Here is a 16465-nt window from a genome sequence, read left to right on the forward strand (position 1 = left end):
TCAGCCCCCCCAAAAACCCGGATGATAAGGGCTCATAGAGAATAACAATAATTTAGTTGTATGAAGTTGGTGTTTTGAATGAAGAGAATTGCTAATACTAAGTACTGGATAATGATAATAACAATAGTTTTGGTTATAAGTAGCTTGTATATTGTAATACAGCAAAAGAACTCATCTCAATCATTAGCTATTGTTGAAGATTATCTCAAAGAGCAAGGGTTTAAATTGCTTTCATATGAAGGACAAACAGAAGCATATCAGCTAACAATAGAGAAGATTCAAAACGAACCATATGATGTTTATTGGGATGGACATCTAAATAACCCTGATTCATATATGGGAAAAACAGTGAAAGTTGAAAAATTTGCCGTTGAAAATCATCCATTGAACGAATGGACGTGTTGTGGGGATGTAAAAACTGAAGAAATGGTCTATACCTACGTTTTCGTTATAGATGACAAAGTTGTAGGTGGGATTGCTTTTCCTGATGTATTAGATGAGTTAGGCATTAAAGGGGGTTTCTGGTCATCATTAGACGGAGAAATCCAAACAACGAGAAGTTATTAAACAAAAACTATTTAGTGTATGAAGAGTTAATTTTCAAGGAGAAAGGTGAATTAACCAATCATGAATCTGAATATTTTACTTATAATAGGACCCCTAACAAAACGTATGAACAATAGAGGAGAAGAGATGTTGAGAGAAATGAAATAGCGCCAATCCATTAGCGTGGATTGACGCTTTTTTTCATTACTAAACCTGAGATGGCTTGGACTCACGGGTACTATATAGTATTATTCTCTCAATATACGCATTAAATCGTAATTACGATACTTTTTATTTCTTTTCGCTTCTTTATCGGCAAATAATAGCTTTTTATCTGCTAACGTGTTTAGTGCGTTTCTCGCTGTATTTATTGATATATCAAGTTGTTCTGAAGCCTCTTTTGCTGTTGTAAATGGGTTTGAAAATGTATAAAGCCACACCATCTTTTCGGATTCAAGCTTACACTTGGTTAATCCCTCTTTCGCTAGTTTATCCGCTTTCTCTAGTTTCGAATTAATTCGATTAGCCATACGGTCACAAGCTTTTAAAAAGAACAATATCCAGTCTCCCCATTGAGGGTTCTCTCCTCTTACCCCGTTTAGCATATCATAGTATAAAGGGCGTTCCTCCTCCAATTCTTCACTTACAAAAAATATAGGCTGTGAAATTATTTTAGATTGCATAAGAGAAAGTACTATTAATATACGTCCTAGTCGGCCATTCCCGTCTAGAAATGGATGAATAGATTCAAATTGTGCATGAATAATGGCTGTTTTTATAATCGGATTGGTATTCTCATCAAAGATGTAGTCCTCAGTCGATAAGTGATCGATAGGAAGACTTTCATTGTATGGATGTTTATTGATAAAATACTCTAGGTTCTGCATATATTCCTCAATTTTTTCTGCAGAAATCGGGATATAGGTAGCATCTTCTATTTTATTTGTTGGGCCAATAAAGTTTTGTATTTTTCGATATTCACCAGAAGATTGTGTGGAACCTCTTCCACCCTGCATTAATATCCCGTGTAAATCTTTTATTAGCCTGGATGTTACAGGATAACCATTTTTTATGAGTTCAGTGCCTGTTTGTAATGCTTCACGATAATTGTTGACTTCAGTTATTTCCCATCTTGGATTCTTATTATTTTGTTCTTCCACCATGTCTGTAAAAGTCACTTGAGTTCCTTCAATCTTAGTCGATTCAACAGACTCACTTAATAATAATATTTGGATGAGAGCATGGTTAACAATAAAGTGATTGAATTTTTCTTCTAAACGCCCTATTTTATTATTAACTTCCGCCAAAATCTCGAAAATCTCTAGTGCTTCCTCTTTTTTCACACTAACAGGAAGTTTAGACATACCTTTTCTAACCATATTAACACCCCCAACGTAAATTATTTATTTAATTATATAATTATATACAAATTAAATCAAAATAGTCACTTTTTTTACTTAATAACACTAAAATACTTGAATTAATAAAAATTTGACTAATTATTTGTTTATTATCCATCAACACATGGAGATTTAGTCAACACAGAAACAAATTTACTTCTTTTCCACTAGATGATTATGAATGTTAAATAGAGCAGTATAGTCTCTAAAGGATTATGAATTTACCATAAAAGTTAAAATGTTGCTATTTGTCGTGAACTACCTTTCGATTATTATGATAGATAGGTCATATTAAAAGGAGGAGATTAGATGGGTTGAGAATACTATCTTCACCAGTATGGATGTCATAAGTTGAGAAATACAATTTAGTTAGAAAATGATGCTTAATGTTAGTACAACTAAAACGAATTGTTAATATGAAAGGAGAAAGTAAAGATGAAGAGAAGGAATTTAGCTATATTAAAGGTTATGGCTCTTCTCGTAATAAGTTTTTCTATTGTATCTGGATACGATATTTTAAAAGCAAATTCAGATAACCTTGGAGGCTCTTTTTTTGATGACTTAGAATCTTTTGATGAGTCTAATTGGCATAAAGCCCATAATTGGAGTAATGGCCAAATGTTTAATGCTACTTGGTATGATACACAAGTAACTTTCGAAAATAGCATTATGTCGTTAGCTATTGAGATGGACGAGGAAGGAGCAAACCCTCCATATAAAGCAGGTGAATATCGTTCCAATGCTTTCTATCAATATGGGTTATTCGAAGTGAACATGAAACCGGCTGTTGGCTCGGGTACAGTCTCGTCGTTCTTTACTTATACGGGTCCATCCAATGATGATCCGTGGGATGAGATTGATATTGAATTTCTAGGAAAGGACACATCAAAAATTCAATTTAATTATTTTACAGATGGTGTAGGAAATAATGAATATACGCACGATCTTGGCTTCGATGCTTCCTCAGAGTTTAACACGTATGCTTTTGAATGGAGGCCAGACTCTATAAGCTGGTATGTAAATGGGGAATTAATATACACAGCCACAGACAATATACCTCAAACACCTCAACAAATCATGATGAACCTCTGGCCATCTATCGGTGTAGACAGTTGGACAGGTCCATTTAATGAGGAAAATATTCCTCTTTATGCACAATATAATTGGATTAGGTATACTCCACTTTCAGAATTAGACAATGCGAATGATGAACCAGCTGATAATGAAGAGGACACTAGCAATGAAGAATCAACAGATGGTTCTAACGATAATGATGAGAATGAAGCGGATGAAAATGGTTCAACAGATGACACAAATAATAATGATACAAATGAATCTGGCGATGATGAATCCACAGTTGGATCGGATGATAATAATACAGATGAAACAGATAATAACGAAACAGATGAGTTGCAATCGACGGAAGATCAATCTGGCGAGAATGAATCTACAGAGGAAGCCGCAGGAACCAACAATAATATGAATGGGTCTACAGATATTGATTCAAATATCAATCGTGTAAGTGAGGATAGTACAGAGGTTGAAAAAAGTGATAAAATGAATAATGATTCAATAGGAAACAGATTACCTGATACAGCCACCCCCATTTATACGTATTTATTAGTCGGAATCACAATTCTGTTAATCGGTGGTTATTTATTTAAACGATCCGCAAAATACAGAAACAGTTAAACAGCTAACATCAATTTTATTGGCTATAAAACTACCATAGATATTAAAATCTTACGATGTTATAAAGTATCGCAGTCTAATAAAATAGAAAATGTAAGCGATTACTAACGAGTGGGGGAAGGTCATGAGAACTATATTAGTAAAAGTTAAAGTCCTTAGCGTGTTTGTTTTAGTATGTTTCGCACTTATCGCGTGCAGCCAAGATAGTAGTAAAAAATCAACATCAGAGGAAGAAGAATTAGTTGAAGAATTAGTAAGTGAAGAACTACCTGAAACCTTTGATGAGGAGGTAACGATAACTACTGTAAGGCATGTTGGTGGCGATGTGACATTTAAGGAAGGGGAAACCATAGAAAATAATGTCCATACAAAGTGGGCTAAAGACAAATTCAATATTAACTTGGATTATCTATGGACAACAAGTGGACCGAACGATGCTTTTACAACGAAAATTAGACTAGCATTATCATCTAATGAAGAGATGCCAGATATCATTGCTCTAAGAGATGCTGTTGATCAGGATCTGATTGATTCTAAAAAGTTCATGCCTGTCGGCGAATTGTTTGACGCCTATGCTTCCGATACATGGAAGGCAGCGATGGAGGAAGATCCTAGTGTTTGGTACCCATACATGCGCGACGGAGAAAAAATGGCGATTCCAATTTTGGATTATGCTTATAACGGAGATACGGTTCTGTTTATTCGCGAAGACTGGATGAAAAATCTAAATCTTGATGCGCCAGAAACGATAGATGATGTGGAAAAAATTATGGATGCTTTTGTTACACAAGATCCAGATGGAAATGGAAAAGACGATACGTATGGACTTACGATTGGCTTTAAAAATGCGTTGAATACATGGATGAGTGGTGCAGATTGGATTTTTGGTGCCTATGGGACGATACCAAACCAATGGAATGAAACAGAAGAAGGCACGTTAGAAAATGGTTCTGTCAATCCAGCGATGAAAGATGGATTAGCTACTCTAAAAAGCTGGATGGAAAAAGGTTATATCAATAAGGAATCAGGGTTATGGGATGAAACAAAAGCTTCAGAATTGTTCACATCAGGACGTGCCGGAATTATCGCTGGGCCTCACTGGCTAGTAGACTGGCCTCTACCGGATACGAAGACGAACATCGATGGGGCTGAGTACAGAGCATATCCAATACCAACAGGTCCAAATGGAGAAGCTGGGCGTCGAGGAACGGCCATCAATAACGGTGCTATTCTAATTAATAAGGATGCTGACCCTGAAGTAATTAAAGCATTCTTTGTTTACCAAAATTATTTATTTGACCATTATGCGAATCCGGAAGAAGGCGGAGAATTCGAGCACGGATTTGCAGAAGGATATGATTATGTCTTACAAGATGGAGAGGCTTCTAGAGATGTGCCAGGTGGTACGATAGCAGCTGAAAAGTATTCGCTAACCTTTGATGTTGCAAGAATCCCGTCTTTACAATTAGAGACATTGAATAAGCTCGCAAATGGTGGAGAAGCAGAAACACCGTTTGAAAGAAAGGTAAAACTGAATGCTGATGTGAACCCAGAAATCTATGAGGCAGCAAAGATTGTCATCGAGCAAAAGGATCTTGCTATGCCAAATATGTTTACTGGTGCGCCGACAGAAACACAGCAATCACGTGGTCAGTCACTCGATAAAATTTTAGATGAAGGCTTCAATAAGATAATCTACGGTGAATTGCCATTAGATGAATTTGATAATCTTGTGGAAAGATGGAAAAGTTCGGGCGGAGATGAATTAACAAAAGAAATTAATGAGTGGTATGACTCAGTAAAATAATGTATTTGCGGGTCTCCTAAATGAGGGGACCCAAGCTCAATAGGGGAAACAGAAGGGGCTTCAAAACTTTTATTGTTTTCCAGAACTTCATGAAGTGGTGATTCACGATGAGATGGCGAAAAACACTCTTTGTAAAGGTAGTTATGATTTTATTGTTATTCATTATACCTATTACAGCTATTTATACATACTCCTATTATCAAAGTTTAAGAATTATGGAAGACGAAGTAAAAGAACGGAATTTAAATCGTCTTTCCATTGTTAAGAATCAGATAGATAGTAACTTTGATAGTTTATCTATTTTATTACTGTCTCTAAGTGAACACCCAAGCATGGAAGATTTAAAAAACATTGACTTACACAGTGAATATTATCAATTTCATGTGAAGCGACAAATCATTGATCAATTAGCTTTATTACAAGGGATAAGTTCATGGAAAGCTAGCTTCGCTGTATATGCACCGAAGCACTCTATTGCATTAAATGCGGATAGTGATGCAACGATAGAGATGGATCGTCTTTCAAACGACTGGAAATTAGAAACGGAAAAAAATCATCAAACTGACTATTTTATTAAGCACTTATTAGAACCTTTACATGCTACAAATAGTGACCTAGTAATGGAAGTGAAAATCCCGGTTCATAATATCGAGAAGTATTTAGATCAATTAAAGCTAAATGAATATAGTGATCCATTTATGTACCAGAAGGATGAAAAAATGATTGTTTCCGCTTCCGAAGATAAAGCTAAGATGCACGAGATGATTCTTCAGATCCCTGACATACAAGAAACAAGTCAAGGAAATGTAAGAGTTCAATATAACAACCAAGAATACCTTCTATCTTTTATGACATTAGATAAACTAGGTTGGATAATCGTGGACTATACATTGGCAGAAAATGTATTTGCTCCGTTAACTCAGACAAGAAATAGATTTTATACGTTTGTGGCAGTTATGTCGTTATTAAGTATCATTACAGCATTTTTAATATATAGAAACATTCAACATCCAATACGGAACATGGTACGCGCTATTCAGCACATTAAAGAAGGAAAGTATTCTACTAGAATTAAGCCAAACCAAATACATGAGTTTCAATTCATGGTTTCCAGCTTTAATGAAATGTCTCATCAATTAGAAACATTAATTGAAGAGGTGTACAAGGAAAAAATTAGATATCAGGAAATTCATTTGAAGCAATTGCAACTACAAATTAATCCGCACTTTCTATACAATTGTTTATTCATCATTAAAAATATGGCGAAGCTTCAACAATATAAGGGAATTGAAGCTATGTCCCTACACTTAGGGGACTACTATAGATATATGACTCAGATTGATACGAAACATGTGCCGCTTCGAGAAGAATTGGATTTTGTGTCTAATTATTTAGATATACATGTGATTCGATTGCAAAGATTGTCTTATATCATTGATGTACCAGAAGAGATGCTAGATTTATACGTTCCAAGGTTAATCGTTCAGCCTTTAATCGAAAACGCTTTAGAACATGGGATACAGACAGATAGGGAAGGTGAAATTAAAGTTACAGGCGAAAGGAAATTTGGCTTTAACTACCTAATAATTGAGGACAATGGAAGAGGTCTAGATGAAAAAGAGAGGAAAGAGTTGCAGGAAAAAATAAATACTACAGTGAATTCAGAGGATGGGCAAGGTACATGGAATGTGCATCAACGATTGATATTTCACTTTAGTAAAGATTCGGGGCTGGAATTTTCAAAATCTAAAATGGGTGGCTTAAAGGTAACAATGCGCTGGAGGTGAGTATAAATTGTTCAATTTATTAATTGTTGATGATGAACCAGTGATTGTAGATGGCTTGGCATTACTGGATTGGGAGAGTTTAGACATTAATAAAGTTTACAAAGCAACTTCTGGCATTCAAGCAATTAGTGTAATAAAGGAAAATCGAATAGACATCGTAATAACGGATATTCGAATGCCTGATATGTCGGGCTTGGAATTAATTGAACTAGTAAACGATGAAACATTGAGGAAATTCATTATATTATCCGGTTACGCAGAATTCGAATATGCAAAACAGGCAATTCAACTTTCCGTTTGTAAGTATTTATTAAAGCCAGTTTCTGATAACGAAATAATGGATGCAGTTTCTGATGCTAGTCAATCCATTCGAAATAACCGGCGTTTTTTTGTAGAGATTATGGATGAAATGCCTTTGATAGAAGCAAATATGGAAGTAATACCTTTCGACATTCTTTATGATAAGCCACAGCTTATTGACTTGCTAAACTATGGTAATTGGCAGGAAGCAGAAGATAAATTAAAAGAGATTTTTCAATTACTAGAGGTTGAAAGATATCAATCACACGAATTCCTTTTACAGGCCTATTTTATGATTTGTAATACCTTTACGCATTATTCTCATAAAAATGGATATTTTTTAACAGATATAATTGGAAATCAAATTCAACAGATGCACGAAGCAGCTTATAATGGATCAATCCATCAGTTAGAAAAGGTAGCGCTAAACATTTTTGAAAAAATTAAAACAAACTTTAAAAAAGATCCACTCAACAGCCATCAACCCATTGTGGAACAAGTGAATCAATATATAAATAAAAACATTTACAGAGATATCTCTCTTCAAGAAGTAGCAGATCATGTCTATTTACATCCGGCATATTTATCGAAAATATACAAAGCGGAAACAGGAAAGTCGTTCAGCGATTTCGTATTTAATAGAAAAATGGAGGAAGCTGCAATCCGCCTTAGAAAATCGAATGAAAAAGTATATAAGATCGCGAGCGGCATTGGCTACAAGGACCCTTCATACTTTATTAAGAAATTTAAGGAGTATCATGGCGTGACTCCACAAGAATATCGTTTATACATCTAAGTAAGAAATTTGAATATGTGTGTGAAAGGAAGGAGAGAGCAATGGATGCACAGTCAAGTACCACTATAAGAGTCAAACATAAACGAAAAGTTAAAAGCAAGTGGAATATGAGACGGAATTGGCCGTTACACTTTTTTTTACTACCTGCAGTTATTTTAGCTTTCGTATTCAGTTATGCACCTTTACCAGGTATTATTATGGCCTTTATGGACTTCAAACCGTATCTTGGATTTTCAGAATCTCCATGGGTAGGTCTTGAGCAATTTAAAAGAATGATAGAGTTTGAGGATGCAAAGCAAGTAATCTGGAATACACTCATTATCTCGGCGATGAAGATTATATTAAATTTAATTGTCCCGATTGTATTTGCTATTTTGTTAAATGAAGTCCGGAAACTTCTATTTAAAAGGACAATTCAAACATTAGTGTATCTACCATATTTTCTTTCATGGGTTATTTTAGGTGGGATTATGTTAGATATGTTATCCGTTGATGGCGGAATCGTAAATAACTTTCTCACTTCTGTGTTTGGAATCGATCCGATATTTTTTCTTGGCGATGGTGATTGGTTTAGGTTCACTGCAGTCGGAACAGATGTCTGGAAAGAGTTTGGATATAGCGCAATTGTATTTTTAGCTGCCTTAGCAGGTATTAATCCTGATTTATACGAAGCAGCAACCATTGATGGTGCAAATAGATTTCAGCAAGTGATTCATATTACGTTACCATCTCTGTTACCAATCACGATTGTCGTAGCTACTCTAGCATTAGGAAATGTCTTAAATGCCGGCTTCGATCAAATCTTTAACTTGTACAACCCTTTAGTTTATGACAAAGGGGATATTATAGACACATTTGTATATCGAGAAGGTTTACTAGGTGGGCAATTTAGTTTTGCGACTGCTGTAGGATTATTTAAATCCTTCATAGGGATGATTTTGATTATAACCGGTTATAAACTTGCTCATAAGTATGCAGGGTACCGTATTTTCTAATTTGAAGGAAAGTGATTCTATCAGTAGAAAAACAAAGATATTGAAATAAGAAGTAGACGAAAGATAATGTCTACCTCATACGAGGAGTGTTACAGATGCATTATAAGAGTACATCCTATACCGTATTTACGATATGTAATTATATCTTTCTAGGTTTTTTGGGAATTATCTGCATTCTACCACTTATTCATATTTTAGCTGTTTCGTTTAGTGGTTCTGCACCAGCGAATGCTAATTTGGTAACATTCTTTCCAATAGAGTTTACATTGGATGCATGGGAAAAGACATTAGGGAATGAACGGTTTCTTCGTTCCTTATGGAATGGTATTTTTAGAACAGCGTTAGGTACATTTATAAGCTTAAGTTGTATGATTTTAGCAGCTTATTCCTTATCGAAAGAAGATCATGAATTTAAAGGAAGAAAAGTATATGTTTATTTCTTTATCTTCATCATGCTGTTTAATGGGGGACTTATCCCAACGTATATATTGATTCAAAATTTAAATCTCATTAACACGATTTGGGCATTAGTTCTACCTTCAGCTATTAATGTCTTTAATATGATATTATTATTAAATTTCTTCCGTACAGGAGTTCCGAAAACTCTAGAAGAGGCGGCTTTTATTGACGGTGCCGGCCATTTTCGGATATTGTTTAGTATTTACTTACCAATTTCTCTTCCAGCTATTGCAACAATCGGATTGTTCACTATGGTTGGTCAATGGAATTCTTGGTTTGACGGTCTTATTTACTTAAGTGACGCAAATAAATATCCTCTATCTACGTTTCTACAAACGGTAATTGTGCAACAGGATTTATCTCAAATGAATGTGGATGCATCTGAGATGAAAAATTTATCAGAAAGAACATCAAAATCAGCACAAATATTTATTGGCGCTTTGCCAATCTTGTTAGTCTATCCGTTTCTCCAAAAATATTTTGTTAAGGGGATTGTATTAGGATCTGTAAAAGAATAAGCAATAGCTATAGAAAAGAGAGCGCCAATATAATATAGACGCTCTCTTAAATTATTCTATTCTGCTTTATATACTCTGGCTTCATATGGTTGAAGTACAAATTTTCGGTATGGTTCGTTTTCTGATACATCATAGTTTGCGATTAATAGTTTGGCATTATCTAATTCTACACTTGATGGAAGTTCAAACGTGATCTCCTTCTTACTAAAGTTCGTTACAACTAACAATTTTTCACCTTTATATTCGCGAAGATAGGCATAAATTTCTTCATGGTTCGGTAGAATTAATTTGTAATCACCGTACACGATTATTGGATGTGTTTTACGCAATTGAATTAATTGACGATAGTAATGATAGATAGAATCTGGATCTTCGACCGCTTGTTTTGCATTAATAGACGAATAGTTTGGATTCACTTTAATCCATGGTTCTCCATCAGTAAAGCCGGCGTTTTTCGAAGCATCCCATTGTATAGGAGTTCTCGCATTATCTCTACCTTTCACATGGATAGCTTTCATTATCTTGTCATGATTTTCGTTACCCTCTATCACTTTTTCTTTATACATATTATGAATCTCGATATCTTTATAGTCATCAATAGAATCGAATTGTACATTCGTCATTCCGATTTCTTCACCTTGATAGATATAAGGGGTTCCTTGAAGCATATGCAAGAAGGTTCCAAGCATTTTTGCTGAAATAACACGATATTCTTTATCGTTACCTAATCGAGATACCATTCGCGGTTGGTCATGATTGTTTAGGTATAAGCTATTCCAGCCAACACCATGTAATCCAGTCTGCCATTTTGAAATACTATCCTTTAAATCCGTTAATTTTAACGGTTTAAGGTCCCATTTACCTCCAGGACCTGCATCCAAATCCATATGCTCAAACTGAAAGACCATTTGAAGTTCATTTCGAGTAAAGTCTGTATACTTCTTCGCTTCCTCCATATTAACTCCTGGCATTTCACCTACTGTCATCACGTCATATTTAGATAATACTTCCTTGTTCATTTCTTGTAAAAATTCGTGAATACGTGGACCATCCATATAATATTGGCCACCATTACTATATTTTCTTCCGTCAGGATTTGGTGCATCAGGTAATTCTGGCACTTTTGAAATGAAATTTATCACATCCATACGGAAGCCATCGATACCTTTATCTAGCCACCATTTCATCATGTTATAGATATCTTGACGAAGCTGCGGATTTTCCCAGTTCAAATCAGGTTGCTTTCTACTAAAGAGATGTAAGTAATATTCATCGGTAGTTTCATCATACTCCCAAGCAGACCCACTGAACGTCGATTCCCAATTGTTCGGCTCCTTTCCATCTTTACCTGGTCTCCAAATGTAATAGTCACGGTAAGGGTTGTCCTTTGATTTTTTGGATTCCTGGAACCAATGATGTTCGTCTGATGAATGGTTCACAACTAGATCCATAATTAATTTCATTCCGCGGTTATGTATTTCTTTTAATAGATGTTCCCAATCTTCCATTGTCCCGAATTCATCCATAATAGATTGATAATCAGCTATGTCATAACCATTATCATCGTTTGGGGATTCATAGACAGGTGATAACCAGATCACATTGATTCCAAGGTCTTTTAAATAATCTAGCTTTTCAATGATACCTAGAATATCACCGATTCCATCTCCGTTACTGTCGTTAAAGCTTCTCGGATAAATTTGATATACGACACTTTCTTTCCACCATGCTTGTTTCACAGTGATGCCCCCAATAACTAATCTTTTAATAGGAATTATATCATTAGTTATTAAAAGAAAAAGCAAAGTAGTATTCCTTCGCTCATTTTCATCACGACCTAGCTAAGATAAGTCTTAAGTCTTATTTGAAAATACAACCAGGGTCAGTTACCCATGATAAGGATAGGCGATAGAATTAAGACATGGAAGGAGGGAACGTATTAATGAAAAAAACACTACTTATCATTGGTGCTATTATTGCCGGTATTGTCTTGCTTTCCAATGTAGGGTCACTAATATTTTTTGCCATTAGTATTGCTCTTGCCTATTATGGCATCCGCAAATTTATTATGGCAGAAACAACTGGTATGAAATTCTGGTGGGTTATTGTAATTCTAATCGGTTTTTCCATGTCACTATCAAACATCCCTGCTTTAATTGCAGTGGGAGCAATAGTTGCTCTGTACTATATTTATAAAAATTGGAAAGAGGAAGAGGAGTCACCATATAAAGACAGCAGTATCAATTGGGACAAAATCTAATTATATAAAAAATAAATGGAGGAATGAAAAATGACGAACATATTTACACGTATTAAGGATTCCATAGCAGCAGACTTGCACGAATTGGTTGATCAGAAGGAACAAAAGAACCCCATTGCACACGTAAATCAGTACATTAGAGAGTGTGAGCAAGAGGTGAAGAAAATTAAACGTCTTGTAGAGAAACAGTATGATATCAAGTTTGAAATCAACCGAGAACTTGATCAAGCAAAGGTGATGCTTGAAAAACGTAAAAAACAATATCAACTTGCGGAAGAAATGCAGGAAGCAGAATTAGCAAACGAAGCAAAAATTGAATTGGATGAATACGAGGCTAGAGTAGAACAATTAATCGCCATGCGAGAACAATCGATTAAAGATTTAGAAATGTTAGAAACGAAATACATCCAAATGAAACAACGTCTAAAGGATCTGCATATTAAGCGATTAGAATTTGAAAGTCGAGCAAATATCGCCCGTACGAAGCAGGGGATGAACAAAGTGCTGGAAACAGAGCTAGTTTCTAAAAGTTTTTCTAAGTTTGCAGAATTAGAAAGCTATATTGAAAGACTAGAAAATAAAATAGAGAGAGATTATCGCTCTCAAACATTAGATGCAAGATTTTATGATTTAGAGAAAAAGGCTTCTAAAAACGCTTAAAAACATGCTATGCTAAGAGGTGCAGTGCTATCTGCACTTCTTTGCTACTTCAAATATTAATTTATATATAAATATAGAAAGGGGGCTCCACTAGTATGTCAAAGTACACAGAGCAAGAAATACTTAAAATGGCCCTGATGATTGGTCTCGTTCTATTTGTAATAGAATTTATTTTCCTTGAACCAGGTAGCTTATTTTTATTAGCGCTAGCTGGGGCAGGAATGTTTATTGGATGGCGTTCTTTTGAGACATCTACGGGAAAAGTATTTTTCTGGGGTGGAGTCTTCTTTTTATTTATAGCAGTAATAAATACGTTTGCGATCCGATTTTTCCTCGTTTCTATAGCGATTTACTTTGGTTGGAAATGGTATCAAGGGAATAAACAATTAGTCCATAAATATATCCCAACATCAACGGAAGAACCGGTGGATAGCTTCTCGGAGGGGGTCAAATCAGTACAAAAAGAATGGTTCGGAAGAGTTGAAAAAGGGGAGCAACCATATAGCTGGGAAGATATGAACGTCCAAGCTATCGTTGGTGAACTTGTTATTGATTTAAATAATACAATGTTGCCAAGTGAGGATGCCGTAATTGTTTGTCGTCATTTGGTAGGTACGATACGAATTATCGTACCTTACGATGTAGATATAGTAATAGATCACTCCGTTTTATATGGGGATGTACAAATTTTCGAAAAAATTGAAAAAGGTGTATTTAATCGGAGGTTTAACTATGAAACAAACGAATCACCACAAAGGATAAAGATATACTCCCAGATGCTGGCTGGTAAGCTGGAGGTGGTGAGAGGATGAAGCACTATATTAAGACTGTGTTTTTAGGTATTTTATGGGCGACATTTCTATTTCTCGTTTTATTTAGTTTCTTCCTACTCGCATTTCCATTAGAAAGCTGGATAGACTTATGGAATGTTTCTTTGTTTGGTTTTCCGTTTATTTTAATTGTTCTATTAGTAGTAGTTCTCTTTGGGATTGTTGTAGGAACATTCGTATCCTCTTACTGGTCTAGAAGGATACGTTTCTTTGAGGAAAGTCTTCAACAACTTGTTAAGAACCAAACGTTTTCACCAAATGTTACATACGAAGAACTAGAAAATGTTAGGGGTCGACTTGTTGATGTACAAAACTTTATCCAGGAACAAACAATCCGCACGCAGAAATTAATCGAAGAGCGAGCAACAGATCAAGAGGAGAAGCTAAATCAAGTTATTTCTGATGAGCGAAATCGTTTAGCTAGAGAACTCCATGACTCAGTAAGCCAAGAACTATTTGCTGCGTCTATGTTAGTTTCGGCTGTAAATGCTACAAACAAAGAGCCGAATTCCGTGATGACGAAACAGCTAGGTCAAATAGAATCAATTATTCACCAGGCACAGCTGGAGATGCGAGCTTTATTGTTACATTTACGTCCAGTTGCTTTAAAGGATAAAACATTAAAAGCAGGGATTGAACAGTTATTGACCGAACTCCAGGAAAAAGTTCCGATGAACATAACGACACGTTTGGAAGAAATAACAGTAAATAAAGGTGTAGAGGATCATTTATTTCGGATTTTACAAGAAGCTTTATCTAATGCACTACGGCACGCGAAGGCAGAAAAAATCGATGTTGTCTTGTTAGATCGAGAGGAATTAATTATTCTTAAAGTTGAAGATAATGGGATAGGATTTAACTTAGAGGAAAAACAGCAAGCCTCCTACGGTATCACGCATATGAAGGAACGAGCAAAAGAAGTAGGCGGGAATCTTCATTTAGTTAGCTTACCGAATAAAGGAACAAAAATTGAAGTAAGAGTACCAATTATTGAGCAAGGGGGCGAATCAATATGATACGAGTCCTTTTCGTAGATGATCACGAAATGGTGCGGATTGGTATTAGTGCCTATTTATCTACACAAGAAGATATTGAGATTATTGGCGAAGCGGATAATGGTCAAGATGGTTTAGATATGGCTTTAGAATTGAGACCTGACGTAATTTTAATGGACCTTGTGATGGACGGAATGGATGGGATAGAGGCAACTAAGCGGATTATCCAAGCATGGCCAGAGGCAAAGATATTGATTGTTACGAGCTTTGTAGACGATGAAAAAGTGTATCCTGCTTTAGAAGCAGGTGCGACTAGTTATTTGTTAAAGACATCCAAGGCAGAAAATATTGCGGATGCTATTCGAAAAACGTATGCAGGAGAATCCGTTTTAGAGAAAGAAGTAACAACGAAGATGATGAAAAATCTGCGTGCAAACAAAGAGATTCTATTGCATGAGACATTAACGAATAGAGAAACAGAGATTTTACTTCTTATCGCTGAAGGAAAAACGAATCAAGAGATAGCGGATGAACTGTATATTGCTTTAAAAACCGTAAAAGTCCATGTAAGTAATATTTTAAGTAAACTTGAGGTACAAGATAGAACGCAAGCAGCGGTTTATGCTTATCAACACAACTTAGTTGAAAAATAATAGAGGGATCGAGACGGAAGATACGTCTCGGTTTTTTTATTGATTAGAGCGTCCGCAGTCCATAGAACACCAGCGACGGTTCATAGAGCCTCTCCACAGTTCATAGAACACCAACGACAGTTCATAGAGCCTCTCCACGGTCCATAGAACACCAACGACGGTTCATAGAGGCTCATCACGGTTCATAGAACACCAACGATGGTAGATTGTACAGCCCCCCACAGCTGTTAAGCCTTACGTAAACTTAACAGAATAAACGTACCGCTTTCGCTTTTAAGTTTTATTAAAAGAATTGAAACCCATTTGGCCTTTTTTCAGTATCATTTACAAAGGGTAATAATATTGGTTTAATATGATTAAGAAAAAATGCTTTCGTTAGGGTGAATAGAATGCGTAAACCAGAGGATATAAAAAAGCTAAGGAAATTAGGAGCTAGCCTCCCTAACGCTGATACGTATCATAAGGGGCTTTTTCATTTATGTAAATGGGTGACTTTCATTAGTCTTGCAATCAGCTTTCTTTTTTGGATTGCTTTATATGTTACAGGTGTTCGAGAAGTATCTATATATCTATTCATCACCCTGTTTATATTTGTTTTATTTCTGTATATGGCTGTAGGTGTTTGGCCATACACAATTCGAAGTGCTATTGACGTCACAAGATATTTACAGAAAAAAGGCATGACAAAAGATCATTTAAAAAAACAATACCAACAAAGTATGCAAGATATTTTTACGAGAAATCCGTCTAAAGAAGAATAATATTGG

Annotated in this window: 14 protein-coding genes and 1 pseudogene; 13 read left to right on the forward strand and 2 right to left on the reverse strand. The window is 35.5% G+C overall.

Annotated elements, in window-relative coordinates; all coding sequences use genetic code 11:
• Positions 1 to 78: 78 nt before the first annotated feature.
• Positions 79 to 567, forward strand: coding sequence for a hypothetical protein (locus GGQ92_RS08960; protein WP_184247395.1), 489 nt, complete (start codon positions 79 to 81; stop codon positions 565 to 567).
• A gap of 227 nt (positions 568 to 794) precedes the next feature.
• Here GGQ92_RS08960 and GGQ92_RS08965 read toward each other — a convergent pair whose 3' ends face one another.
• Entirely contained in the window at positions 795 to 1925 is a 1131-nt protein-coding gene (locus GGQ92_RS08965; RefSeq protein WP_184247398.1) for a Fic family protein, read from the reverse strand.
• Positions 1926 to 2381: 456 nt separating this feature from the next.
• Here GGQ92_RS08965 and bglS point away from each other — a divergent pair.
• From bglS to GGQ92_RS08995, 6 genes and pseudogenes are all read left to right on the forward strand, one after another.
• A pseudogene (gene bglS, locus GGQ92_RS16695) lies at positions 2382 to 3125 on the forward strand (beta-glucanase); the annotation flags it as partial.
• A gap of 637 nt (positions 3126 to 3762) precedes the next feature.
• Positions 3763 to 5445, forward strand: coding sequence for an extracellular solute-binding protein (locus GGQ92_RS08975; protein WP_184247403.1), 1683 nt, complete (start codon positions 3763 to 3765; stop codon positions 5443 to 5445).
• A 107-nt stretch (positions 5446 to 5552) separates the two neighbouring features.
• A complete protein-coding gene (locus GGQ92_RS08980) occupies positions 5553 to 7232 on the forward strand; it encodes a sensor histidine kinase (protein WP_184247406.1) in 1680 nt (559 codons plus the stop codon).
• 7 nt (positions 7233 to 7239) lie between these two features.
• The gene (locus GGQ92_RS08985) at positions 7240 to 8328 is read left to right on the forward strand and encodes a response regulator transcription factor (protein WP_184247410.1); all 1089 of its coding nucleotides are present in this window, start codon (positions 7240 to 7242) and stop codon (positions 8326 to 8328) included.
• Between the two features lie 41 nt (positions 8329 to 8369).
• On the forward strand, positions 8370 to 9323 hold the full coding sequence (locus tag GGQ92_RS08990; RefSeq protein WP_184247413.1) for an ABC transporter permease: 954 nt from the start codon (positions 8370 to 8372) through the stop codon (positions 9321 to 9323).
• Between the two features lie 95 nt (positions 9324 to 9418).
• Entirely contained in the window at positions 9419 to 10300 is an 882-nt protein-coding gene (locus GGQ92_RS08995) for a carbohydrate ABC transporter permease (RefSeq protein ID WP_184247415.1), read from the forward strand.
• A 56-nt stretch (positions 10301 to 10356) separates the two neighbouring features.
• Here the strand turns inward: GGQ92_RS08995 and GGQ92_RS09000 are convergent, their stop codons facing one another.
• The gene (locus GGQ92_RS09000; RefSeq protein ID WP_184247418.1) at positions 10357 to 12039 is read right to left on the reverse strand and encodes an alpha,alpha-phosphotrehalase; all 1683 of its coding nucleotides are present in this window, start codon (positions 12037 to 12039) and stop codon (positions 10357 to 10359) included.
• Between the two features lie 203 nt (positions 12040 to 12242).
• On the opposite strand from GGQ92_RS09000, the gene GGQ92_RS09005 reads away from it, so the two are divergent.
• From GGQ92_RS09005 to GGQ92_RS09030, 6 genes are all read left to right on the forward strand, one after another.
• Positions 12243 to 12560 carry a lmo0954 family membrane protein gene (locus tag GGQ92_RS09005; RefSeq protein WP_184247421.1) on the forward strand — a complete coding sequence of 106 codons (318 nt, stop codon included), beginning with the start codon at positions 12243 to 12245 and terminating at the stop codon, positions 12558 to 12560.
• 30 nt (positions 12561 to 12590) lie between these two features.
• Entirely contained in the window at positions 12591 to 13220 is a 630-nt protein-coding gene (locus GGQ92_RS09010; RefSeq protein WP_184247424.1) for a PspA/IM30 family protein, read from the forward strand.
• Positions 13221 to 13315: 95 nt separating this feature from the next.
• Positions 13316 to 14032: a cell wall-active antibiotics response protein LiaF gene (liaF, locus tag GGQ92_RS09015; protein ID WP_184247427.1), complete on the forward strand. Its 717-nt coding sequence runs from the start codon at positions 13316 to 13318 to the stop codon at positions 14030 to 14032.
• Positions 14029 to 15066, forward strand: coding sequence for a sensor histidine kinase (locus tag GGQ92_RS09020; protein ID WP_184247431.1), 1038 nt, complete (start codon positions 14029 to 14031; stop codon positions 15064 to 15066). Before liaF ends, GGQ92_RS09020 begins: the two co-directional genes overlap by 4 nt.
• Positions 15063 to 15698 (forward strand): response regulator, encoded by a 636-nt coding sequence (locus GGQ92_RS09025; RefSeq protein WP_184247434.1) that lies wholly within the window; start codon positions 15063 to 15065, stop codon positions 15696 to 15698. The genes GGQ92_RS09020 and GGQ92_RS09025 overlap by 4 nt, the downstream gene beginning before the upstream one ends.
• 389 nt (positions 15699 to 16087) lie before the next feature.
• A complete protein-coding gene (locus tag GGQ92_RS09030; protein WP_184247437.1) occupies positions 16088 to 16459 on the forward strand; it encodes a hypothetical protein in 372 nt (123 codons plus the stop codon).
• The last annotated feature ends 6 nt before the right edge of the window (positions 16460 to 16465 follow it).

This window comes from Gracilibacillus halotolerans (assembly GCF_014206945.1).
GTDB classification, from domain to species: Bacteria; Bacillota; Bacilli; order Bacillales; family Amphibacillaceae; genus Gracilibacillus; species Gracilibacillus halotolerans.